At 68.1% G+C, this 21,807-nt stretch carries 21 protein-coding genes; 15 read left to right on the forward strand and 6 right to left on the reverse strand.

The features are described from left to right. The first annotated feature begins 11 nt into the window (after positions 1 to 11). The 3 genes from ABKF58_RS06955 (at position 12) to glmS (ending at position 3,820) form a co-directional block, all read left to right on the forward strand. The gene (locus ABKF58_RS06955) at positions 12 to 434 is read left to right on the forward strand and encodes a F0F1 ATP synthase subunit epsilon (protein ID WP_008952164.1); all 423 of its coding nucleotides are present in this window, start codon (positions 12 to 14) and stop codon (positions 432 to 434) included. Positions 435 to 518: 84 nt separating this feature from the next. Further along, entirely contained in the window at positions 519 to 1,883 is a 1,365-nt protein-coding gene (glmU, locus tag ABKF58_RS06960; protein ID WP_482583932.1) for a bifunctional UDP-N-acetylglucosamine diphosphorylase/glucosamine-1-phosphate N-acetyltransferase GlmU, read from the forward strand. A 107-nt stretch (positions 1,884 to 1,990) separates the two neighbouring features. Beyond that, entirely contained in the window at positions 1,991 to 3,820 is a 1,830-nt protein-coding gene (gene glmS, locus ABKF58_RS06965; protein ID WP_482583933.1) for a glutamine--fructose-6-phosphate transaminase (isomerizing), read from the forward strand. 105 nt (positions 3,821 to 3,925) lie between these two features. On the opposite strand, the gene ABKF58_RS06970 is transcribed toward glmS, so the two are convergent. The 3 genes from ABKF58_RS06970 to ABKF58_RS06980 form a co-directional block, all read right to left on the reverse strand. Next, positions 3,926 to 4,669 (reverse strand): FMN-binding negative transcriptional regulator, encoded by a 744-nt coding sequence (locus tag ABKF58_RS06970; protein WP_482583934.1) that lies wholly within the window; start codon positions 4,667 to 4,669, stop codon positions 3,926 to 3,928. Positions 4,670 to 4,757: 88 nt separating this feature from the next. Continuing rightward, on the reverse strand, positions 4,758 to 5,378 hold the full coding sequence (locus tag ABKF58_RS06975) for a LysE family translocator (protein ID WP_482583935.1): 621 nt from the start codon (positions 5,376 to 5,378) through the stop codon (positions 4,758 to 4,760). 19 nt (positions 5,379 to 5,397) lie between these two features. Beyond that, a complete protein-coding gene (locus ABKF58_RS06980; protein ID WP_482583936.1) occupies positions 5,398 to 6,093 on the reverse strand; it encodes a B3/B4 domain-containing protein in 696 nt (231 codons plus the stop codon). Between the two features lie 43 nt (positions 6,094 to 6,136). Between ABKF58_RS06980 and ABKF58_RS06985 the strand changes: the two genes are divergently transcribed. Next, the gene (locus ABKF58_RS06985) at positions 6,137 to 6,754 is read left to right on the forward strand and encodes an XRE family transcriptional regulator (protein ID WP_482583937.1); all 618 of its coding nucleotides are present in this window, start codon (positions 6,137 to 6,139) and stop codon (positions 6,752 to 6,754) included. Positions 6,755 to 6,849: 95 nt separating this feature from the next. Here ABKF58_RS06985 and dkgB read toward each other — a convergent pair whose 3' ends face one another. After that, positions 6,850 to 7,650: a 2,5-didehydrogluconate reductase DkgB gene (gene dkgB / locus ABKF58_RS06990; protein ID WP_482583938.1), complete on the reverse strand. Its 801-nt coding sequence runs from the start codon at positions 7,648 to 7,650 to the stop codon at positions 6,850 to 6,852. Positions 7,651 to 7,708: 58 nt separating this feature from the next. Beyond that, the gene (locus ABKF58_RS06995; RefSeq protein ID WP_482583939.1) at positions 7,709 to 8,896 is read right to left on the reverse strand and encodes an MFS transporter; all 1,188 of its coding nucleotides are present in this window, start codon (positions 8,894 to 8,896) and stop codon (positions 7,709 to 7,711) included. A gap of 99 nt (positions 8,897 to 8,995) precedes the next feature. On the opposite strand from ABKF58_RS06995, the gene ABKF58_RS07000 reads away from it, so the two are divergent. From ABKF58_RS07000 to ABKF58_RS07050, 11 genes are all read left to right on the forward strand, one after another. Beyond that, positions 8,996 to 9,892, forward strand: a complete 897-nt coding sequence (locus ABKF58_RS07000; protein ID WP_482583940.1) for a LysR substrate-binding domain-containing protein — start codon at positions 8,996 to 8,998, stop codon at positions 9,890 to 9,892. A 183-nt stretch (positions 9,893 to 10,075) separates the two neighbouring features. Then, on the forward strand, positions 10,076 to 11,305 hold the full coding sequence (locus ABKF58_RS07005) for an MFS transporter (RefSeq protein ID WP_014088583.1): 1,230 nt from the start codon (positions 10,076 to 10,078) through the stop codon (positions 11,303 to 11,305). A gap of 46 nt (positions 11,306 to 11,351) precedes the next feature. Continuing rightward, positions 11,352 to 11,909 carry a DedA family protein gene (locus ABKF58_RS07010; RefSeq protein WP_482583941.1) on the forward strand — a complete coding sequence of 186 codons (558 nt, stop codon included), beginning with the start codon at positions 11,352 to 11,354 and terminating at the stop codon, positions 11,907 to 11,909. 200 nt (positions 11,910 to 12,109) lie between these two features. Continuing rightward, the gene (locus ABKF58_RS07015; RefSeq protein ID WP_482583942.1) at positions 12,110 to 13,312 is read left to right on the forward strand and encodes an MFS transporter; all 1,203 of its coding nucleotides are present in this window, start codon (positions 12,110 to 12,112) and stop codon (positions 13,310 to 13,312) included. Between the two features lie 68 nt (positions 13,313 to 13,380). Next, on the forward strand, positions 13,381 to 14,439 hold the full coding sequence (locus tag ABKF58_RS07020) for a nucleoid-associated protein (protein WP_482583943.1): 1,059 nt from the start codon (positions 13,381 to 13,383) through the stop codon (positions 14,437 to 14,439). 60 nt (positions 14,440 to 14,499) lie between these two features. Next, positions 14,500 to 15,210, forward strand: coding sequence for a histidine utilization repressor (gene hutC, locus ABKF58_RS07025; protein ID WP_008952179.1), 711 nt, complete (start codon positions 14,500 to 14,502; stop codon positions 15,208 to 15,210). A gap of 253 nt (positions 15,211 to 15,463) precedes the next feature. Further along, positions 15,464 to 16,003 carry a HutD/Ves family protein gene (locus ABKF58_RS07030; protein ID WP_482583944.1) on the forward strand — a complete coding sequence of 180 codons (540 nt, stop codon included), beginning with the start codon at positions 15,464 to 15,466 and terminating at the stop codon, positions 16,001 to 16,003. A 9-nt stretch (positions 16,004 to 16,012) separates the two neighbouring features. Then, positions 16,013 to 17,404 (forward strand): formimidoylglutamate deiminase, encoded by a 1,392-nt coding sequence (locus ABKF58_RS07035; RefSeq protein WP_482583945.1) that lies wholly within the window; start codon positions 16,013 to 16,015, stop codon positions 17,402 to 17,404. 343 nt (positions 17,405 to 17,747) lie between these two features. Beyond that, on the forward strand, positions 17,748 to 18,476 hold the full coding sequence (gene hutG / locus ABKF58_RS07040; RefSeq protein WP_482583946.1) for an N-formylglutamate deformylase: 729 nt from the start codon (positions 17,748 to 17,750) through the stop codon (positions 18,474 to 18,476). A gap of 255 nt (positions 18,477 to 18,731) precedes the next feature. Beyond that, entirely contained in the window at positions 18,732 to 19,511 is a 780-nt protein-coding gene (locus ABKF58_RS07045) for an AraC family transcriptional regulator (RefSeq protein WP_482583947.1), read from the forward strand. Between the two features lie 96 nt (positions 19,512 to 19,607). Next, positions 19,608 to 20,570, forward strand: coding sequence for a DMT family transporter (locus tag ABKF58_RS07050; RefSeq protein ID WP_482584339.1), 963 nt, complete (start codon positions 19,608 to 19,610; stop codon positions 20,568 to 20,570). Between the two features lie 132 nt (positions 20,571 to 20,702). Here ABKF58_RS07050 and ABKF58_RS07055 read toward each other — a convergent pair whose 3' ends face one another. After that, positions 20,703 to 21,629, reverse strand: coding sequence for a LysR substrate-binding domain-containing protein (locus ABKF58_RS07055; RefSeq protein ID WP_294864118.1), 927 nt, complete (start codon positions 21,627 to 21,629; stop codon positions 20,703 to 20,705). Positions 21,630 to 21,807: the final 178 nt, after the last annotated feature.

Below are 21,807 nucleotides of genomic sequence, written 5' to 3' on the forward strand. Positions count from 1 at the left end.
GGAGAGGGCTCATGGCCAAGATGCATGTGGAAGTGGTCAGCACCGAACAGCTCATCTACTCGGGTGAGGCAGAATTCCTCGTGGCTCCGGCCCAGGAAGGCGAGATCGGTGTGTATCCGCGACACGTGCCGCTGCTGACCCGTATCAAGCCCGGCGTACTGCGTCTGACAGTGCCGGGCTCCAAGGACGAGGTATTGGTGGCGGTGTCGGGCGGCATGATGGAAGTGCAACCGACCCACATCACTGTTCTGGCCGATACGGCGATTCGCGGTGAGGATATCGACGAGGCTCGTGCCAACGAGGCCAAGCGTGCCGCCGAGGAAACGTTGAAGAAGTCGGTCGACGACCTCGACACGGCAAAAGCCCACGCCGCGCTGGCGGTGGCGATTGCCGAGCTGAAGGCGCTCGACTACCTCAGAAAGCGTGTCCACTAAAAGCACGCGAGCAAATCGTGTATAGTGCAAGGCTGCCACATCTGTGGCAGCCTTTTTTCATTGTTTAACGCATAGTCAACGCTCATGGCCCGACTCAGTATCGTCATTCTCGCTGCCGGCAAAGGCAAGCGCATGTACTCCTCCCTGCCCAAGGTGCTGCATCCGATCGGGGGCGAACCGATGCTGGCGCGGGTAATCCGCACCGCCCGCTCACTCGACCCGGAAACACTGGTGGTGGTGTACGGCCACGGCGGCGACAAGGTACGGGCGGTGATTGGCGAAACGGCGGTGAGCTGGGCCGAGCAGGCCGAGCAGTTGGGCACCGGGCACGCACTGAAGATGGCCTTGCCGGCCTTGCCGGCCGACGGCAAGACGCTGGTACTGTACGGCGACGTTCCGTTGATTACCCAGTCGACGCTGCTGGATCTGGTGGCAGCCGCCGGTGACGAGGTTGCCCTGCTGACCGATGTTCTCGACAACCCTTCCGGCTACGGCCGCATCGTGCGCGATAATGATGGCAGCATCCGCGCCATCGTCGAAGACAAGGACTGTGCGCCCGAGCAGCAGGCCATCCGCGAGATCAACACCGGCATGCTGGTGCTGCCGAATGCCCGTCTGGCCGGCTGGCTCAGCGCGTTGTCCAACGGCAACGCCCAGGGCGAATATTATCTGACCGACGTGATCGAACTGGCCGTGCGTGACGGTGTGCGCGTGCATGGTGTGAAAGTACCGGCGTCGTGGCAGGCCGCCGGCGTCAACAACAAGGTGCAGCTGGCCGAACTGGAACGCATCCTGCAGCAGAACCAGGCGCGTGCCCTGCTGGAAGCCGGCGTCACGCTGGCCGACCCGGCGCGCATCGACATCCGCGGCGTGCTGCGCCACGGCCAGGACGTCAGCATCGACGTCGGCTGCGTGTTCGAGGGGGAGGTCGAACTGGGCGAGGGCGTCTCGATCGGCGCCCTCTGCGTGCTGAAGAACGTCAAGGTGGCGGCCGGCAGCAAGATCGCGCCGTTCTCGCACCTGGAAGACGCGGTGGTCGGCGCCGGCTGCAAGATCGGTCCCTACGCCCGTCTGCGTCCGGGGGCGGAACTCGCCGAGCAGGTGCACATCGGCAATTTTGTCGAGGTGAAGAAGAGCCGCATCGGCGTCGGTTCCAAGGTCAATCATCTGACCTACATCGGTGACGCCGAAATCGGCAGCGGCAGCAACATCGGTGCCGGCACGGTGACCTGTAACTACGACGGCGTCAACAAATTCAAGACCGTGATCGGCGACAACGCCTTCATCGGCTCCGGCACCATGCTGGTAGCGCCGGTGACGGTGGAGGACGGCGCCACCATCGGCGCCGGTTCGGTGATCAGCAAGACCGCGCCGGCCGAGGCGCTGACCGTGGCGCGGGCGCGCCAGACCACGGTCGCCGGCTGGCAGCGCCCGCCGAAGAAGGGCTGAGGCACGGCACCGTGCAGCCCGGGTAGTGAAGACATCGCGATAACTGTAACCTTCGGCCGGGAATGGCCGGAGGAGGCTTGGGGTGCGACCCCGCAAGGAAGACTGATATGTGTGGCATTGTCGGCGCGATTGCAGCGCGTAATGTGGTTCCGGTTCTGGTCGAAGGCCTGAAGCGCCTCGAATACCGTGGTTACGACTCGGCCGGGGTTGCCGTGCTGGCGGGGAACGAGATCCGCCGCGTGCGCCGTGTCGGCCGCGTCGCCGAAATGGAAAGCGCGACCCTGGCCGAAGGCCTCGATGGTCAGCTTGGCATTGGCCATACCCGTTGGGCGACGCACGGCGGCGTGACCGAACCCAATGCTCACCCGCATATTTCGCACGGCCAGATCGCCGTGGTCCACAACGGCATCATCGAAAACCACGAGGCGCAGCGCGAACGGCTCAAGGGGCTGGGTTACCGCTTCGAATCGCAGACCGACACCGAGGTCATCGCCCACCTGGTGCATCACTATTACCAGGCTTCGGCCAACCTGTTCGAGGCGGTGCGCAGTACCGTGCGCGAACTGACCGGCGCCTACGCCATCGGCGTGATCGCGCTGGACCGTCCGGACGAGCTGATCTGCGCGCGCATGGGCTGTCCGCTGCTGGTGGGCCTGGGCGACGGTGAGAACTTCATCGCCTCCGACGTCTCGGCGATCCTGTCCGCCACACGCCGCGTGATTTTCCTGGAAGAGGGCGATTTGGGCTATATCACCCGCGACGGCGTCAAGCTGATCGACAAGGACGACCAGCCGGTGGAGCGCGCCGTGCACGTCTCCGACGTCTCGCTGGCCTCGCTCGAGCTAGGCCCGTACAGCCACTTCATGCAGAAGGAAATCCACGAGCAGCCCAAGGCCTTGTCGGACACCATCGAAGCGGTACTCGACGCCGGCTTTACCGCTGCGTTGTTCGGCCCCAACGCTGCCGCGCTGCTGCCGACGCTGGAAGGCGTCAAGATTCTTGCCTGCGGCACCAGCTATTACGCTGGCCTGACCGCCAAATACTGGATCGAGAGCATCGCCGGCGTGCCGTGCGATGTCGAGATCGCCAGCGAATACCGCTACCGCGACGCCTGGGCCAACCCCAAGCACCTGGTCGTCACCATCTCGCAGTCGGGTGAAACGCTCGACACCATGGAGGCGCTGAAGTACGCCAAGTCGCTCGGCCACACAGCTGCCCTGTCTATTTGCAACGTGCGTGAATCGGCCATCCCGCGCGCCTCCGAACTGGTGTTCTACACCCGCGCCGGCGCCGAGATCGGCGTCGCCTCGACCAAGGCCTTCACCACTCAGCTGGTCGCCCTGTTCGCGCTGGCGGTGACGCTGGGCAAGGTGCGCGGCCGCGTCAGCGACGAGCAGCAGGCACAATACCTGGACGAGTTGCGCCACCTGCCGGGCAGCGTGCAGCACGCCCTCAACCTCGAGCCGCAGATCAAGACCTGGGCCGACAAGTTCGCCGCCAAGAACGACGCGCTGTTCCTCGGCCGCGGTCTGCACTACCCGATCGCCCTCGAAGGCGCGCTCAAGCTCAAGGAAATCTCCTACATCCACGCTGAAGCCTACCCGGCGGGCGAGCTCAAGCACGGTCCGCTGGCGCTGGTCGACAGCAACATGCCGGTGGTGGTGATTGCGCCCAACGACAGCCTGCTGGAAAAGGTGAAGTCCAATATGCAGGAAGTGCGCGCACGCGGCGGCGAACTGTTCGTGTTCGCCGACCTCGACAGCCACTTCAGCGAGTCGGAGGGCGTACACGTGATCCGTACCCCGCGTCACGTCGGCGTGCTGAGCCCGGTGGTGCACGCCATCCCCGTGCAGCTGCTGGCCTACCACGCGGCGCTGGCGCGCGGCACCGACGTGGACAAGCCACGCAATCTAGCCAAATCCGTAACGGTAGAATGACTTTGTCATATTTTATTTGACTGGAGCAAATAAAGTCTGTCGGATCCGAATAAAGTTCGTCGGAGTCTGACCAAAAAGAAGGGGCCATTGGCCCCTTTTTACTTTTCAGGTTGGCGGACGTGCTGAGACTCCGGACGTGAGCACGTTTGGGTACGCTTTGTTGCGAGTCGATGCGTGAGACATGGCGTGCAGACCCGTGGGATGGGAGACGCTAACCCCGTTTCCGGCCATGGCGGCGAGCATCGCGTCTCCCATGTCATGGTTTCCACATCCTTTGAGTGCATGGGCGGCCCCCAGGATGTCGCGCGCTTCTTCATCTTGGCCAAGCTTGCTCTTGCCAACGAGGCGGGTGATGTCGATCTGCAGCCCGATGATCCGCTGCAGCAAGGAGTCAATGTAGTCCCTGGGCGCGTCGGTCATCTTCCATGGGGTGGATTGCGTGGCTTCGTGCCTGCGGGTCAGCCGGGCGACCACGCCGCGCACGTACTTCTCGTCATCGTGGAAATGGATTCGTCCATAGGCGTGGACGACGATGTAGTTCCAGGTCGGCACCTGTCGGTGCGACTCGTGTTTGGTTGGATACCAGTTTGGCGAGATATACGCTTCGCCGGCCCGAAACACCACCAGCACTTCGGCGCCGTTTGCGACGTCCTGCCAGAGCGGGTTGGCCCGAGCGATATGGGCTTTGAGCACGCCCAGCTCGCCTTCATTCGCCGCCAGTTCGAACGGGATATGGTTGGCATCCAGTCCGTTCTTGCCATGCGTGATCAGGGCGCCGAACGGGTGCTGTGCGATGCATTGGTGCAGGGCGTCGGTGCGGGACTCGTTGAAATGGGCGGGCAGGTACATGTATCGGCTCCATGGCGGGCTGAGCGAGCGGGCGCACTGCCGGCCTCGCGCCGCCCTGTATTCGATAGGGTGAGAAGGACGACGTGGGCTAACCGTTCCGGTTCGCTACGGCGACCAGAACGCCGAGCGTCAGCATGGTGGCGCCGGACAGGCGGGACAGCAGCCGCGCCTTGGCGGCCTTGGCCGTGCCGGAGGCGAGAATGAGGCTGGCGGCAGCAACGGCGATCAGGTCCACCAGGCTGTTGAGCAGTACGCAGAGGGTGCCGTGCAGGATGAACTGAGGGGCCAGCGGCTGCCGGGCGGAGACGAACTGCGGAATGAAGGCCAGGAAGAACAGGGCGGTCTTCACGTTGAACACTTCGACGATGATGCCGTCCCGCAACGCCTTGCCCGCTCCGGCCCGCTGCACGAGCGGTGCTTCCGGGCTTGCTGCTCGGGAGGCCAGCAGGCGGATGCCGAGATACATCAGATAAGCCGCCCCAAGGTATTTCACCACCGCGTAGGCCCATGCCGACTGGGCGATCAGCAACGACAAGCCCAGCGCGCCCGCGAGGACATGCACCATGCCGCCGACGGCGGTGCCCAGCGAAGAAGCGATGCCTTCGGCCCGGCCGCCGGCCGCGGTGCGGGCGACGACATAGGCGATGCCGGGCCCCGGCGTGATGGCGAGCAGGGTGGCGGCGAGCAGGAAGGTGAGGGATGGCAGCATGGTCGGCTTCCTGTGTCGGTTAGCGGGGCTCGACGCCGATCAGCGTCGATTCGATGGCGGCGCCGGGCATCATGAGTTGCAGCCCCTGGGTCAAGCGATCGCCCGCCTCGTGCAGTGCTTCCAGCGGCATCGCCGGCAAGCTCTCCAGAATGAACCACATCTGTTTTGCCTCCGTGCTCAGCCGGGTTCTGACGCCTTGGCGCCAGTTCCAGCGCCGGCACGTCACCCCGACGTCGTCACGCCACACGACTTCCCCGGCCTCGGGGGAGTCATGGGCCGGCGCGCCGTCTTTCAGGGTGTCGAAGCGTTCCGTGCCATCCGCGATGACCAGCCGGGGTGCCCCGACGTAGGCGGCGAAGTTTTCGCCGCCGACCGGGACGGCGTAGTCGATGCTGATGGCGTTGTACAGGTCGACCACCGGGTCGATGCTCGGCAGGCTGCCGTCACGCAGCACCCGCTTGCACAAGGCTTCGGCCGAGCACGGGGTGCGCTGCGGCTTGGCGCCGAACTGCCGGAACATCTCGGCCCAGGCCGATAGATGCGCCTCGGCCCAGGCTGGTCTGGTGGCTGCCAGCGAGCGGCAGGCACGGCTCAGGGCCTCGGCCGCCAGCCCTGGATTGACGATGGGAGCCGCTTCGACGCTGATGCTGAGGGCGCGGAACCCGGGGGCCAGGGTGGCGATGGCGGGATCGATTGACGGCGTGACGGGGAACATCGGAGAATCCTTTAGTGACCGATTTATTCCATTTTGCCGACCAATGACCAAAAAAGTCAATATATCGACCGACTCGGGTGCCGATGTCCACTCCGTCAGCCAGGCGGTCGCCGCCAAGCTCAAACAACATCGAAAAAAACAGAAACTGTCGCTGGACGAACTCTCGCGGCGCGCGGGCGTGAGCAAGGGCATGCTGGTGGAGATCGAGAAATGCATCGCCAATCCCAGCATCGCCATTCTCTGCAAGATCGCGGCGGCGCTCGGCGTTTCGGTGGCGGATATCGTGGACGTGGCCAGCGCTCCTGCGGCACGACTGATCGAGGGCCAGGACATCCCGACGCTGTGGACGGGCCCCAAGGGGGGCTCGGCCCGCCTGCTGGCGGGCACCACGGGGCCCAACATGATCGAGCTGTGGCGCTGGGAGCTGCAGCCGGGGGAGGTGTTTGAATCGCCCGGGCATCCGCAGGGAACCTTCGAGCTGTTCCATGTGGAGCAGGGGCAATTGACGATGAGGGTGGATAAAACCGACCTGATCGTCCCGGCGGGGTGCTCGGCGGTGGCGAGGACGGACGTTCCCCATCACTATGCGAACGAGGGCGATACCCCGCTGGTGTTCACGATGACCGTGGCCGAGCTGCACCAGTTGGCGACGACGCTCTAGCCGGTGCGCCGGGTTTGCCCGGCGCGCCGCTTACGGGAGGGCGAGATACGGACAGGGCAAGCCGGGCGTGATCGCCCGGCCCGGGGGCGTGCCGGCTAGTCCCAGCGCGGGGCGAAGTCCGGATTGGCGAGGCGCTCGCCGCGCTCCAGCGTGGCGATTTCCCGCTGCTCGTCCTCGCTCAGGGTAAGGGCCTGCGCCTGCAGGTTGGCCGCCAGATTGGCGCGCTGGGTCGAGGAGGGAATCACGGAGCAGCCCTGTTGCAGCAGCCAGGCGAGGGCAATCTGTGCCGGGGTGGCGCCGTGCCGGGCGGCGATGCGCTGCAGCACCGGCTCCTGCATCACCTTGCCGTAGGCCAGCGGCATGTAGGCGGTGAGGTGCAGGCCGTGTTCGCGGCAGAACGCCGCCACCTGGCGGTTTTGCAGGAAGGGGTGGAGCTCGATCTGCTGGGTGGCGATCTCTTCGGCGCCGACCGCGGCGATGGCCTGCTCGAGGTGGCGGATGGTGAAGTTGGAGACGCCGATCTGCCGCGTCAGCCCCTGCGACTTGGCTTCGGCCAACGTTTCCATGTACGCGGCCACCGGGATGGCGTCGTCGGGCGACGGCCAGTGGATCAGCGCCAGGTCAAGCTGGTCGAGGCGCAGCTTGTCGAGGCTTTGCTTCAGGCTGGGGATCAGTTGGTCGCGGCCGAGGTGCTCGGTCCACACCTTGGTGGTGACGAAGACCTCGTCGCGCGGCACGCCGCTGTGCGCCAGCGCCTGGCCGACCTCGGCCTCGTTGCCGTAGATCTGGGCGGTGTCGATGTGGCGGTAACCCAGCTCGAGGCCCATCGACACCGAGTCGATGACGTGCTGGCCTTGCAGGCGGAAGGTGCCGAGTCCGAGGGCGGGAAGGGTCATGAACAATCTCCTTAAGTAGTGAGCGGTCAAGGGAAGGCTAGGCGTGATGCCGCCGGTATCACGAGGCGGTGACACTGGTGGTCTGGCCGGCGCGGCGGTCCAGGCGGCCGCTCCAGTGGGTGATGGCGAGCGCCAGCACCACCACCAGCGCGCCGACCCAGGGTGTGGTCATCAGGCCGGCGTGTGCCACGATCAGCCCGCCGCCCCAGGCGCCGCCGGCGATGCCCAGGTTGAAGGCGGCAATGTTGAGACCGGAGGCGACGTCCACCGCGTGCGGGGCGTGGCGTTCGGCCTGTTGCACCACGTAGAGCTGCAGGCCGGGCACGTTGCCGAAGGCCACCGCGCCCCACAGCAGCACCGTGGCCAGCGCCAGCCAGGGGTGGGGGGCGGTGAAGGTCAGCAGCAACAGCACGCCGGCCAGCAGCAGGAAGATGCGCTGCAGGGCGTGGATCGGGCCGTGGCGGTCGGCGAGGCGGCCACCCCAAATGTTGCCGATGGCGACCGAGACGCCGTAGACCAGCATCACCAGGCTGACCGCGCCGGCGCTGAAGCCGGAGACCTGCTGCAGGATGGGGGCGAGGAAGGTGAAGGCGACGAAGGAGCCGCCGTAGCCGAGCGCGGTCTTGGCGTACACCATCAACAGGCGCGGCTGGCGCAGCACGCCGAGCTGTTGCAGCAGCGAGGCCGGCGGGCTGTGGCGGATGGTGGCGGGCACGAACAGCAGGCTGCCGACGAAGGCGATCACACCCAGCGCGGAGACCGCGAGGAAGGTTTCGCGCCAGCCGAAGTGCTGGCCGATGAAGGTGCCCAGCGGCACGCCGCTGACCAGCGCCACGGTGAGGCCGGTGAACATGGTGGCGATGGCGCTGGCGGCCTTGTCCTTGGGCACCAGGCCGGTGGCGATGGTGGAGCCGATGGAGAAGAACACGCCGTGCGCCAGCCCGGTCAGCACGCGGGCGACGATCAGCGAGGCATAGCCCGGCGCTTGCCAGGCCAGCAGGTTGCCGATGGTGAACAGCGCCATCAGCGCCAGCAGCAGTTGCTTGCGCGGCAGCCGGCCGGTGAGCGCGGTCAAGAGCGGGGCGCCGACGGCGACGCCGAGCGCGTAGAGGCTGACCAAGAGGCCGGCCGAGGGCAGGCTGACCTTGAGGTCGGCGGCGATGGTCGGAATCAGCCCGACGATGACGAATTCGGTGGTCCCGATGGCGAAGGCGCTGATGGTCAGCGCCAAGAGGGCGATCGGCATGATGAGCACTCCGGTTGGATGAGGAGTGCAGAGTGTCGCGGCTTTACTCTTGCAGAAAAATACGGTCTGATGCAGAAGATATTTGACTGAAAGTCAACGATGAAGAGCACGACCGAAGAGCTGCTGGCCTTTGTCCGTGTGGTCGATGCCGGTTCGATCACGGCGGCGGCCGAGCAGTTGGGGCAGACCACGTCCGGGGTGAGCCGGGCCTTGAGCCGGCTGGAAGGCAAGCTCGCCACCACCTTGCTCAACCGCACCACGCGCCGGCTGGAGCTGACCGAGGAGGGGCGGCTGTTCCTGTCCCACGTCCGCGGCATCCTCGGCGCCATCGACGAGGCCGAGGAGCAGATGGCGATCCGCCGCGAGCGGCCGTCCGGGCGGCTGCGCGTGAACGCCGCCTCGCCGTTCATGCTGCACGCGGTGGTGCCGCTGGTGGGGGCGTTTCGTGCCCGCTACCCGGAGATCGAGCTGGAGCTGAATACCAGCGACGAGATCATCGACCTGCTGGAGCAGCGCACCGACGTGGCGATCCGCATCGGCACGTTGCAGGACTCCTCGCTGCACGCGCGGCCGCTCGGGCAGTTCCGGCTGAGGCTGGTGGCGGCGCCGGCCTATCTGGAACGGCACGGCGTGCCGCAGCAGGTCGACGAGCTGGCGCGGCATGCGCTGATCGGCTTCACCACGCCGTCGTCGCTCAACACCTGGCCGCTGCGGCGGCAGGAGTCGTCGGGCTATGTCATCACCCCGGCGTTGTCGGCATCGAGCGGCGAGACCGTGCGTCAGCTCGCGCTGGCAGGGCAGGGCATCGCCTGCCTGTCCGATTTCATGACCGGTGAGGACCGCCGCCGTGGCGCGCTGGTCGAGGTGCTGGCCGACGCCACGATCGAGACCTGGCAGGCGATCCACGCGGTGTACTACCGCAACACCGGGCTGGCGGCGCGCATTGGCTGTTTCCTGGATTTCCTGGGACAGCAGCTGGCAGGACAGGGACGGTGAGCGCCTGGGCGCCGCCGCGTGGCCAGGCACCTGCCTTCCGTGTTTGAGTTCGTTTCGCGTCTTGCCTACACTTCGCCTGCAACGGCTGGCTGCCGCGAACGCCCCGGGGAGGGCCGCTGCGCCAGGGCCGGCGGGCCTTCCGTGGCCGGACCGGACAGCCACTTCTTTTTCGAGGCGCCTCGCATGTCGACCCAACCCTCGCGCCAGCCCGGCGCGCTGAAAATGCCCGTGGCGACGCCCGCGATACCCCGCACGGTGTGGGCGCTGGGCTTTGTCAGCCTGTTCATGGACGTGTCGTCGGAGCTGACCCACAGCCTGCTGCCGCTGTTCCTGGCCGGGACGCTCGGCGCCAGTGCGCTGACCATCGGGGTGATCGAAGGCATCGCCGAGGCGACCGCCCTGATCGTCAAGATCTTCTCCGGGGCCATCAGCGATTTCATCGGCCGGCGCAAGGGTCTGCTGCTGGCGGGCTACGGGCTGGCGGCGCTGACCAAGCCGCTGTTTCCGCTCGCCACCTCGGCCGAAACGGTGTTCGTCGCGCGCTTTCTCGACCGCATCGGCAAGGGTATCCGGGGGGCGCCGCGCGATGCGCTGGTGGCCGATATCGCGCCGGCTGAGATTCGCGGCGCCTGTTTCGGCCTGCGCCAGTCGATGGACACGGTGGGAGCGTTTCTCGGCCCCTTGCTGGCGATCGCGCTGATGGCGGCTTTCGCCGGCAATATTCCGCTGGTGTTGTGGTTCGCGGTGGCGCCCGCCGCCGTGGCGGTGGCGCTGATCGTGGCCGGGGTGGACGAGCCCGGGCACGGCCCGTCGGCGCATCGTTTCCGCTCGCCGATCCACTGGCGCGTGCTGCGCGAGTTTCCGGCATCGTACTGGTGGGTGGTGGGGATCGGCGCGGTGTTCACGCTGGCCCGCTTCAGCGAGGCGTTCCTGGTGCTGCGCGCCCAGCAGTTGGGCTTGTCGGCCACCTGGGTGCCGGCGGTGATGGTGGTGATGTCGCTGGTCTACAGCCTGGCGGCCTATCCGGTGGGCCGGCTGTCGGACCGCATGAGCCGCACCGCCTTGCTGGGCGTGGGCCTGCTGTTCTTGGTGCTGGCGGACCTGGTGCTGGCCCGGGCGGGCTCGGTCGCGGGGCTGCTGGCCGGCGTGGCGCTGTGGGGGCTGCACATGGGGTTCAGCCAGGGCATCCTGGCCACGCTGGTGGCCGACACCACGCCGGGCGGGCTGAAGGGCACGGCGTTCGGCGTATTCAACCTGGTGAGCGGAGGCTGCATGTTGTTTGCCAGCGTGATCGCGGGCTGGCTGTGGCAGGTGCACGGCTCGGCCACGACCTTCTACGCCGGGGCGGTGTTCGCGCTGTCGGCCTTGCTGCTGCTGGGCGGCCGGCGCGGACGGCGGGTCCGGCCGGGGTGACTTTTCCGGTGCCGGGGCCGGATGGTGGCCAGGCGGGGGATAGGCGATGACATTGACCCAGTTGCTCGCGCAGTACGGTTACCTGGCGGTGTTCGTCGGGGCGCTGCTGGAAGGCGAGACCGTGCTGGTGCTGGCGGGCTTTGCCGCGCACCAGGGTTATCTGTCGTTTTTCTGGGTGGTCGCGTTCGCCTTGTGCGGCGGCACGCTCGGCGACCAGACCTTCTTTTTGCTGGGGCGGCGCTACGGTACGGCGCTGCTGGAGCGTTTCCCGCGCTGGAAGCCGGGGGCGCAGCGGGCGAGCCGGTTGCTGCAGCGGTTTCACGCCGCGCTGATCATCGGCGTGCGTTTCCTGTACGGGCTGCGCGTGGTCGGGCCGATGGCGATCGGCATGAGCGGGGTGCCGGTGTGGCGTTTTGCCGTGCTCAACCTGATCGGCGCGGCGCTCTGGGCGCTGCTGGTCGCCGGTGCCGGTTTCCTGTTCGGGCACGCGCTGCAATGGTTGTTTGCCGACATCAAGCGTTACGAGGAGGGGGCGTTGCTGCTGATCGCCGCCCTGGTGGTGGCGTTCGGCCTTTGGCGCCGCCTGCGGCAGCGCTGGCGGTGAACGCGGCGGGGGAACGAAGGTCGGCGCAAGGCAATAAGTCGTCGTTTTGAGACATGTCTTTGGCGAAACAAGGGCCATGATGAGGGCATGTCTACGCCTGTCCGGCCGCCGCTGGCCCGAGGGTGGCCGCGGGCGGGATGGGCGTGCGCGTCTTTGCAATGCGTCCCCGCCCGGGCGGGGGCTTTTGGTTTGTATTCCTGATGACGACTTTTCCTGTACAGGCGTCGGCCGTGGGTGGCTGGCGCACCGTCTTGCGCTCGGTGGCGGCGTTGCTGCTGGGCTATACCATCCTGATGGCCGGCAACGGCCTGTTCACCACGCTGACCGCCTTGCGCCTGATCGGCAGCGGTCTGTCCACCACGCTGACCGGCCTGATCCAGTCGCTGTATTACGTCGGCTTCTTCGCCGGCACCTTCGCCTGCGGCGGCTTGATCCGCCAGGTGGGTCATCATCGCGCCTTCGCCGTGATGGCGGCGACCATCACCTGCGTGGCGCTGGCGCAGTCGCTCGGGGTCAGCCCCTGGTTGTGGGCCTTGTGCCGCCTGCTGACCGGGATGGCGCTGGTAGGCATCTTCATGGTGATGGAGAGCTGGCTCAACGGCTGCGCCGCCAACCATCTGCGCGGCCAGGTGATGTCGGTGTACATGATCACGGGCTATCTCGGCATCAGCGCCGGGCAGTGGCTGCTGAACGTGCCGTTGTCGGCCAGCGGCAGCCTGTTCAGCGTGGTGGGCATCCTGTTCGCGCTGTCGGCGATTCCGGTGACGCTGACCACGCCGGGGACGCATCTGGGGGTATCGCCCAATCTGCTCGAAACCATCCTCCGCCTGCTTGCCACGGTGCGTCAGATGGCACGGCTGGCGCCGATCGGGCTCGGCGCGACGCTGGTGGCGGGCTGCCTGAGCGGGGCGTTCTACACCATGATCCCGGTGTTCTTCGCGCGTCACGGTTACGGCGAGGCGGACATCGCCGAGTTCATGGGCTTGTCGATGCTGGCGGCGCTGTCGCTGCAGTGGCCGGTGGGGCGCTTGTCCGACAAGGTGGACCGGCGCACGCTGCTGGCGCGGCTGTGCCTGGCCATCGGCGCCATCGCCCTGGCGATTGCGCTGAGCGGCAAGACAGCGTGGATGCTGTGGCTGATTCTGGCCTACGTCAGCGTCACCTTCACCCTGTACGGCGTCGCCAGTGCCATCGTCAACGACGTGATGCCGCCGGAGTCGCGCATCGATACCAGTTCGGTGCTGCTGCTGGCGTTTGCCGCCGGCGGCATCGCCGGCCCGCTGCTGGTGTCGCTGTTCATGGACGGACTCGGGCCGGCAGGCTATTTCTACTGTTCGGCGGTGCTGAGTTTCGGCCTGCTCGCGGCCATGACGCGATACCGCCCGTCGCCCCGTGCCGCGTGAGCGCGCCGCTTGCCACGGGCGGAGGCGGCGGCAATAATCGCGGCTCGTTGGCGAACAGGGAGACGGGCATGGTGATCGGTGAGGCGAGGGTGGAGCGGCTGGTGGTGCATCGCGTGGGTAATCCGGCGCGCGGCGAGCCGCTGCAGCTGTCGGAGCGCACCACCGCGGCCGACGACGGGGTGTCGGCGCTGATCCTCGACGGCTACCTCAAGGGCATCGTGTCGGATAAGAAGAAGTACCAGTTCGTGCACGAGTCCGACCTCAACCTCAACGAGCTCTATCACTACTCGCGCCAGTTCTTCCGCGGCGAGCTGGATTTTCTCGAGCTGTCGCGGCGCATCGCGCGCCACCTCTACGCGCGCTCGCAGCATCCCAACATCAGCGCCGGCGACCTCCTGGTGGTGCTGTTTTCCGGGCTCGCCGACGGCGACGAGCCGCAGCGCGCGCTGGGGGTGTTCAAGTCGGAGATTCGCGACGATTTCCTGACCGTGATCGAGTCGGGGGCGGTGTTCGATCTCGGCCACGCCTCCGGCATCAACCCGCGCCTGATCGACAAGGGCGCGCTGCTGTTGGAACACGGGCCGACGGTGTACGCCGTGGACCGCCTGGGTCAGCAGGCCAAGTTCTGGCTCGACGACTTCCTGCAGGCGCTGCGCGTGCCGGATACAGCCTCGCGCAGCCGCATGGTGGCCGAGGTGCTGGAGCAGATCTCCGGCGAGATCGACGACCCGCTGGCGCAGGCGCGCTTCAAGGACGAATGCCTGGCGCTGTGCCGAGGCGGAAGAGGCGGTGTCGGCGGGCCAGGTGAGCGAGGTGGCGGAGCGCTTCGTGCCGCGCCAGCAGGTCGACCGGGCTTTCGACAGCGCGGCCGAGTCGTACGGCTTCGCGCTCGACGACGAGGCGGCGGTGCCGGCGCAGGGCATGGCGCGGCGCCTGGAGCGTACCCTGAGCAAGGTGGGGGTGGGGCACGGCGTGAGCATGCTGCTGCCGTCCTCGCTCGGTCTGCAGAATTTCCACTCGCTGGACGACGGCGAGGGCGGGTTGACGCTGACGATCAAGCTGCGCCGCCGCGACTAGCGGCGCGCCGGGTTGGCCGAAGCCCGGCGGCCGGGGGCGGGTATGTCTAGACAAGTTGGACGCGTGCTATAGTGTCGGACATCGTTTCCTTACGCCGAGAGCGCGCCTCCATGTCCAGCACCGCTACCAAACCCGTTCCCGCCTACGCGCAAATCAAGGACTACGTCCGCCGCCAGATCGAGAGCGGCGCCTGGCCGATGGACAGCCTGATCCCGTCCGAGCACGAGCTGGTCAAGCAGTTCGGGGTGTCGCGCATGACGGTGCACCGCGCGCTGCGCGAGCTGACCGCCGAGCAGGTGCTCAACCGGGTGCAGGGGGCGGGCACCTTCGTCACCGGGCAGAAGTACCAGTCGACGCTGATCGAGATCAAGAGCATCGCCGAGGAGATCAAGGGCCGCGGCGACCAGCACAGCAGCGAGGTGCTGATCCTGGAGCGCACCAGCGACACCAAGGCGCTGGCGGCGCTGGAACTGCCGGCCGACGCCTACGCCTTCCACTCGCGCATCGTGCATTTCGAGAACGGCGTGCCGATCCAGCTGGAAGACCGTTTCGTCAATCCGCGTCTGTACCCGCACTACCTCGAGCAGGACTTCCACACCATCACCCCCAACGAATACATGACGCGCGAGGCGGCACTGCAGCGCGCCGAGTACGTCATCACCGCGCGTCTGCCGGACGCCGTGGCGCGCCATCGCCTGCAGATGGAGATCGGCGACCCCTGCCTGGTGCTGCACCGCCGCACCTGGGCGCACGATCAGGTGGCGACCGACGTCATGCTGTGGCACCCGGGCTCGCGCTTCCAGTTCAGCGGGCGCTTCTGAGGCGGCTTTTCCCGGTCTGGCTGCCGGCGCACCGGCACGGTGGTGGCGTACTTGTATAGACAATAGAGCTGCGCTACACTGGCTGAACTTGTATAGACATTAGGGCGCCCTGGCGGTTGCCCGACGGGAGAAGCCAGATGAGCAAGCCGCAGCACGACGCCGGCGACACGGCGACGGTGCCGGGTCGCCCCCTCGCTACACGCTGATCCGCGCTGCGGCGCTGCAGGCGCGGCCGTGGAAGAACGGCGGCGGGGTGACGCGCGAGATCGCCGTGTTCCCCGAGGGGGCCGGCATGGACGATTTCGTCTGGCGCGTGAGCCTGGCCGACGTCGCGGCGGCCGGGCCGTTCTCGCGTTTTCCCGGCGTCGACCGCACCTTGGTGCTGCTCTCCGGCGACGGCATGGTGTTGCAGCAGGACGACGGCACGCGGCACGCGCTACGCCGCCCGCTCGAGCTGGCCGCCTTTGCCGGCGAGACGCCGATCGACGCCACCCTGCCCGGCGGCGCTACGCGCGACTTCAACCTGATGCTGCGCCGCGACGCCGCCCGGGGCCGTGTCGAGGTATGGCAGGGGGCCGGCCGGCACGTGCTCGACGGCGACCTGGCGCTGCTGTTCTGCGCGCAGGGGCGGGTCGAGGTATCGCTCGGCGATGACGCGCCGATTGCGCTGGACGCCGACGACACCCTGCGCCTCGACACCGCCGCCGCGCGCGCCTGCCGCGTGGAAGGCGACGGCGCGCTGCTCGCCGTCAGCATCCGCCTGCTGCCGCACACCCCTTCAGACCGTTCTTGAGGTTGGCCGATGACACTTTCCACCCACTCCCTGTTTGCCGAACGCGCGCTGCTGCCCGAGGGCTGGCGCCGTAACGTGCTGCTCTCCTGGGACGCGCACGGCTTGTTGACCGCCGTCGAGCCGGACGCGGCCCTGCCCGCCGGGGTCGAGCGCGCCGCCGGGCCGGTGATCGCCGGCATGCCGAACCTGCACTCGCACGCCTTCCAGCGCGCCATGGCGGGCTTGACCGAGTACCTCGGCCACCCGCAGGACAGCTTCTGGAGCTGGCGCAGCCTGATGTACCGTTTCGCCGCGCGGCTGACGCCGGACACGCTGGAGGCGGTGGCGCGCCAGCTCTACGTCGAGATGGCCAAGGCCGGCTACACCTCGGTGTGCGAGTTCCACTACGTGCACCACGACGCCAACGGCAAGCCCTACGCCAACCCGGCCGAGCATGGCGAGCGCCTGATCGCCGCCGCCGCCGACGCAGGCATCGGCCTCACGCTGCTGCCGGTGCTGTACCAGCAAAGCGGCTTTGGCGCCAAGCCGCCGCTGCCGGAGCAGGCACGCTTCATCGCCAGCACCGACTGGATGCTCGATCTGCTGGCTCGCCTGCGCCGCGACCATCCGCAGCACGCCGGCCTGCGCTACGGCGTGGCGCCGCATTCGCTGCGCGCCGTCACGCCGGCCACGCTGGAGGCGCTGCGCAGCGGCCTGCACGGCGCCGACCCGGGCGCACCGATCCACATCCACATCGCCGAGCAGACCAAGGAGGTCGACGACTGCGTCGCCGAGCTGGGCAAGCGTCCGGTGCGCTGGCTGCTCGACAACCAGCCGCTCGACGAGCGCTGGTGCACGGTGCACGCCACCCACATGACGCCGGACGAAACCGCCGACCTGGCGGCGAGCGGTGCGGTGGCCGGCATCTGCCCGACCACCGAGGCCAACCTCGGCGACGGCATCTTCGACGGCGTGGCCTACCTCGCCGCCGGCGGTAACTGGGGCATCGGCTCGGACAGCCACGTCAGCGTGTCGCTGGTCGAGGAACTGCGCCTCTTGGAATACAGCCAGCGCCTGCGCGACCGGCGCCGCAACGCGCTCGCCAGCGCCGACGCCCCGCTGGTGGCGGACCGGCTCTACGCCCAGGCGGTGGCCGGCGGCGCGCTGGCGACCGGCCGGCCGGTGGCCGGTCTGGCGCTAGGGCAGCGTGCCGACCTGCTGGTGCTCGACGCCGAGCACCCCAACCTGGCACAGCGCGCGGAGTCGCAGCTGTTGGCCGGGCTGGTGTTCTGCCAGCACGGCGAGACGCCGATCCGCGACGTCTACGCCGGCGGGCGGCGCATCGTCACCGAGCGGCGCCACGTTTCCGAGGCGGCCGCGGCGCGGGGCTATCAGGAAGCCCTGGCCGAACTCTTGGGCTGAGAACCTGCCACGATCTTGCTGCGCGATCTCTGATCGGAGTTCATGTGCTCTTCGTGCAAATCTATCGCTGAGCCAATCGAAGATTGGCACGCAGTGATTTGCTCAGCGATGCGAAACCCTCATGGACGTCATGTCCATTCCGGTTTCTGTGCGGCTCTTCACCCCGCTGCGAGCCGCTCGCGACAGATCGTGAACAGGTTCTGATCCTCAACCATTTGGGACGGAATTCGAATAATGGATACCCCGATCTACACCCTGCAGCGCGGCAGCGCGCCGCTCCTGATCTCGATGCCGCACGTCGGCACCGAGCTGCCGGCCGAACTCGCCGGGCGCACTGGCGCCGGTGGCGGCCGAGCTGGACGACACCGACTGGCACCTGCCGCGGCTGTACGACTTCGCCGCCGCGCTGGGCGCGTCGATCCTGATCCCGCGCTACTCGCGCTACGTCGTCGACCTCAACCGCCCGCCGGACAACGCCAACCTCTACCCGGGCCAGGACACCACCGGACTGTGCCCGGTCGACACCTTCGCCAAGGTGCCGCTGTACCGCGCCGGCGAAGAGCCGGACAGCGCCGAGATCGAGCGCCGCGTCGAGCACTACTGGCGCCCCTACCATCAGGCGCTGCAGGACGAGCTGGCACGCATCAAGGCCGAGCACGGCGTGGCGCTGTTGTGGGAGGCGCACTCGATCCGCTCCGAGGTGCCGCGCTTCTTCGAGGGCCGCCTGCCCGACTTCAACCTGGGCAGCGCCGGCGGCGCCTCGTGCGGCGCGGGCCTGGGCGAGCGCCTGCTGGCGGTGGCGCAGGGTTTCCCGGCCTACAGCGCGGTGCTGAACGGCCGCTTCAAGGGCGGCTACATCACCCGTGCCTACGGCCAGCCGGGCGACGGCGTGCACGCGATCCAGCTCGAGCTGTCGCTCGCCGCCTACATGGAAGAGCAGGCGCCGTACGCCTACGACGAGGTGCGAGCGGCGCGCGTGCAGCCGGTGCTGCGCGCGCTGCTGGCGAGCCTGTTGCAGTGGGCGGATCAGCCGGCCCGAGCATGCGTGAATCAATCGGCCGCGCGTCCCTGATCGGGGCGCATGCGCTGCCCTGTACGGGCGAGTCTCCGGTGGAGATTCGCTCGGACTTGATCTTCATGTACGCCCTGTCCATTGCGGTTGCTGCGCTGCTCTTTTCCCCGCCGAGGGCAGCGTGCGGCGAGTTGTTTCACCCGCGCTGACGCCTTGGCCGCGGCGGCGGCCACGTTCCTGATGCCGTCGCGGTTCTCCTCGGCGCGCTTGTCAGGCAGACTAGCGTCTATCCGCCATCGCTACGCCGTTCGCCTGATGAATCCCTCGCTGTCCGTCCGCCATTACCTGCCCGAAACGCAGGCCCACAGCCACGACCACGCCCAGCTGGTGTTCGGGCTGGACGGCGCGTTGCAGGTGGACGTGGAAGGACGCGCCGGGCGCATCGCGGCGCAACAGCTGGCGGTGATCCCCTCTGCCTGCCGTCACGCCTTCGCCGGCGACGGCGCCAGCTCCTGCCTGGTGCTGGACGTGCCGTGCGATGCCGAGGCGCTGGCGCGGCTGCTGGGCAGCGGCGCCGACGCCGCGCGCCGCCTGCTCGACACCCCGGGAACGCGGGCGCTGACGCCGGCGCTGGGGGCGCTGGTGAGCGGGCTGGCGGCCTTGCCGTCGCTCGACGACCAGGCCATCGGCTGCCACGGCGCCGCCCTGCTGCTGGCCGGGCTGGCCCAGCCCCAGCCGGCGCTGGCCTTGCCGGGCCTGCCGCTGGCCGGGCTCGACGCCTTCATCGACCGCCATTGCGCCCATCCGCTGCAGGTGCGCGACCTGGCCGAGCAGGCGGGGCTGGCGCCGTCGCGCTTCCACGAACGCTTCCTCGCCGAGACCGGGCTGCGCCCGATGGAGTACGTGCGCCGGCGCCGCCTGCGGCTGGCGCGCCTGCTGCTCACCACCACCGCGTTGCCGGTGGGCGAGGTGGCGGCGCGCACCGGCTACGCCTCGCAGAGCGCCTTCACCAGCGCGCTGGTGCGCGAGTACGGCGAGACCCCGAGCACGCTGCGCCGTGCCGCGCGGGCGGAGTCGCGCGCCAAGCCGGCGTAGCCCCGCGACAGATTTTTCTCTTTCCTTCACTACACTGCCGGACGTAATGGGGCCGAGCGCGTGCGCGCGCCGGGCCGCAACGGACCAATGGGAGTGATGGTGATTCAAGGTGTGCTGTACGGCCTCGCGGCCGGCGCCCTGTGGGGCATGGTGTTTCTGGCGCCACGCGCGCTGTCGGCGTTCTCGCCGCTGGAGCTGGCCTCGTGCCGCTACCTGAGCTACGGCGTGGTGTCGTGGCTGATGCTGTGGCCGGTGTGGCGCAGCGTGCGCGGGAAACTGCAGCGCGAGGACTGGCTGGCGCTGCTGCGCCTCTCGCTGATCGGCAACATCATCTATTACGTGCTGTTGATCAGCGCGGTGCAACTGGTCGGCATCGCGCCGACCTCGCTCATCATCGGCGTGCTGCCGGTGCTGACCACCTTGATCGGCAGCCGCGAGCACGGCGCCTTGCGCCTCTCCGCGCTGGTCTGGCCGCTGGCGCTGATCATGGCAGGGGTGGCGGCGATCAACCTCGACGTGTTCCTCTACGCGCCGGACCCGGCCCACGGCGGCGCCGGCTGGCTGGTCAAGCTCGGCGGCCTTGCCTGCGCCGTCGCCGCCCTGGTGTCGTGGACCTGGTACGCGGTGGCCAATGCGCGCTACCTGCGTCGCCACCCGCGCTTCAACAGCCACGAGTGGTCGTTGCTGACCGGGGTGTGCACCGGCGCGCTGGCGCTGCTGCTGGCGTTGCCGGCGGGCTGGCTGGCGCTGTCGGTGCCGGCGTCGCCCGGGCGCGACTGGGGGCTGTTCGCTGGCATCACGGTGGCGGTGGCGCTGGGGGCCTCGGTGCTCGGCACCGGCTTCTGGAACGCCGCCAGCCGCCGCCTGCCGCTCACCCTGAGCGGCCAGCTGATCGTGTTCGAGACGCTGTTCGCGCTGTTCTACGGCTTCCTCTACGAGTGGCGCTGGCCGCGTCCGTTCGAGGGCCTGGCGATGCTGCTGCTGTTGGGCGGGGTGCTGTGGTCGTCGTGGCTGCACCTGCAGCCGGCGGAGCCCCTGGCCGACGAGATGCCGGTGTGAGCGCTTGTGAATAAATCGGCTGCGCGCCCCGATCCCGGTCCTGTGATGCTCGCCGTACCACTTGTACGGCTGTGCTTCTCGGATCGGCCTAGGGGCGCTCGCGGCGATTTCTTTCGCAAGCGCCGACCTGGCTCAGCCCAAGCGGTCGTAGCCCGGATGGCCGGGCGGCACCAGTTCGGCGGCGAGGAAGTCGATGAAGGCGCGCACCGCCGGCACCAGCCCGCGCCGGCTCGGGAACACCGCGTGCAGGATGCCGCCGGGGATGATGTAGTCCGGCAGCAGCCGTACCAGCCGGCCCGCCGCGAGGGCGGCATGGCACAGCTGCACCGGCAGTTGCGCCACGCCCAGCCCGGCTTCGGCGGCCTCGGTCAGCACCATCAGGTCGTCGGTGATCAGGCGCGGCTGCTCGATCTGCACGCTGTAGTCGTGGCCGACCGCGTCGAGCAGGGCGAGATGGCCGCGCCCGTCCGGCCAGTTCATCGACAGCGCCGGCAGCCGCGCCACGTCGGCCGGGCTCGCCGGGGTGCCGTATTGCTGCAGCAGCGCCGGGCTTGCCACCAGCACCTGGCGCGCGATGCCGAGGCGGCGCGCCACCAGGCTGGCGCTGTCCTCGATCACGCTGCGCACCCGGATCGCCACGTCGATGCCGTCCTCGATCAGGTCGACGCGGCGGTTGGTCGCCTCCAAGAGCAGCCGCACCTGCGGGTGCTGCTGCATGAAACGCGGCAGCAGCGGGCCCAGCTCGGTCTTGGCCAGCAGCTCCGGACAGCTCACCCGGATCAGGCCGCGTGCCTCGGCGGTGACGCGTGAGACGCTCTCCTCGGCGGCGTCGGCTTCGGCCAACATGGCCTGGCAGTGGTCGTAGAAACTGGCGCCGACCTCGGTCAGCGCCAGCTTGCGCGTAGTGCGCTGCAGCAGGCGCACCCCGAGCTCCTCCTCCAGCCCGGCCACGCGCCGCGACAGGCGCGACTTGGGAATCCCCAGCACGCGGGAGGCGGCGTTGAAGCCGCCGTGTTCGACTACCTTGGCGAAGAACAGCAGATCGTTGAGATCGCGCATGGCGATTGTCCTATAGGTGGAACAATGCTTCTTATTTTAGCCGTCTAGTGGCGATTGGCGATAAAACCTACCATGCACCTGTACCCACTTTTTACAGGAGCACCACCATGAAACTGCTTCACCTCGATTCCAGCATCCTCGCCGGCAACTCCGTTTCGCGTCAGCTGACCGCTGCCCT

This window comes from Pseudogulbenkiania sp. AW2-16 (genome assembly GCF_056824575.1).

What these genes read in the sequence shown, in the direction of transcription:
- ABKF58_RS06955 (WP_008952164.1), top strand. Translation starts at nt 12, where the DNA reads ATGGCCAAGATGCATGTGGAAGTGGTCAGCACCGAACAGCTCATCTAC.
- glmU (WP_482583932.1), top strand. Translation starts at nt 519, where the DNA reads ATGGCCCGACTCAGTATCGTCATTCTCGCTGCCGGCAAAGGCAAGCGC.
- glmS (WP_482583933.1), top strand. Translation starts at nt 1,991, where the DNA reads ATGTGTGGCATTGTCGGCGCGATTGCAGCGCGTAATGTGGTTCCGGTT.
- ABKF58_RS06970 (WP_482583934.1), bottom strand. Translation starts at nt 4,669, where the DNA reads ATGTACCTGCCCGCCCATTTCAACGAGTCCCGCACCGACGCCCTGCAC.
- ABKF58_RS06975 (WP_482583935.1), bottom strand. Translation starts at nt 5,378, where the DNA reads ATGCTGCCATCCCTCACCTTCCTGCTCGCCGCCACCCTGCTCGCCATC.
- ABKF58_RS06980 (WP_482583936.1), bottom strand. Translation starts at nt 6,093, where the DNA reads ATGTTCCCCGTCACGCCGTCAATCGATCCCGCCATCGCCACCCTGGCC.
- ABKF58_RS06985 (WP_482583937.1), top strand. Translation starts at nt 6,137, where the DNA reads ATGACCAAAAAAGTCAATATATCGACCGACTCGGGTGCCGATGTCCAC.
- dkgB (WP_482583938.1), bottom strand. Translation starts at nt 7,650, where the DNA reads ATGACCCTTCCCGCCCTCGGACTCGGCACCTTCCGCCTGCAAGGCCAG.
- ABKF58_RS06995 (WP_482583939.1), bottom strand. Translation starts at nt 8,896, where the DNA reads ATGCCGATCGCCCTCTTGGCGCTGACCATCAGCGCCTTCGCCATCGGG.
- ABKF58_RS07000 (WP_482583940.1), top strand. Translation starts at nt 8,996, where the DNA reads ATGAAGAGCACGACCGAAGAGCTGCTGGCCTTTGTCCGTGTGGTCGAT.
- ABKF58_RS07005 (WP_014088583.1), top strand. Translation starts at nt 10,076, where the DNA reads ATGTCGACCCAACCCTCGCGCCAGCCCGGCGCGCTGAAAATGCCCGTG.
- ABKF58_RS07010 (WP_482583941.1), top strand. Translation starts at nt 11,352, where the DNA reads ATGACATTGACCCAGTTGCTCGCGCAGTACGGTTACCTGGCGGTGTTC.
- ABKF58_RS07015 (WP_482583942.1), top strand. Translation starts at nt 12,110, where the DNA reads ATGACGACTTTTCCTGTACAGGCGTCGGCCGTGGGTGGCTGGCGCACC.
- ABKF58_RS07020 (WP_482583943.1), top strand. Translation starts at nt 13,381, where the DNA reads ATGGTGATCGGTGAGGCGAGGGTGGAGCGGCTGGTGGTGCATCGCGTG.
- hutC (WP_008952179.1), top strand. Translation starts at nt 14,500, where the DNA reads ATGTCCAGCACCGCTACCAAACCCGTTCCCGCCTACGCGCAAATCAAG.
- ABKF58_RS07035 (WP_482583945.1), top strand. Translation starts at nt 16,013, where the DNA reads ATGACACTTTCCACCCACTCCCTGTTTGCCGAACGCGCGCTGCTGCCC.
- ABKF58_RS07045 (WP_482583947.1), top strand. Translation starts at nt 18,732, where the DNA reads ATGAATCCCTCGCTGTCCGTCCGCCATTACCTGCCCGAAACGCAGGCC.
- ABKF58_RS07050 (WP_482584339.1), top strand. Translation starts at nt 19,608, where the DNA reads ATGGTGATTCAAGGTGTGCTGTACGGCCTCGCGGCCGGCGCCCTGTGG.
- ABKF58_RS07055 (WP_294864118.1), bottom strand. Translation starts at nt 21,629, where the DNA reads ATGCGCGATCTCAACGATCTGCTGTTCTTCGCCAAGGTAGTCGAACAC.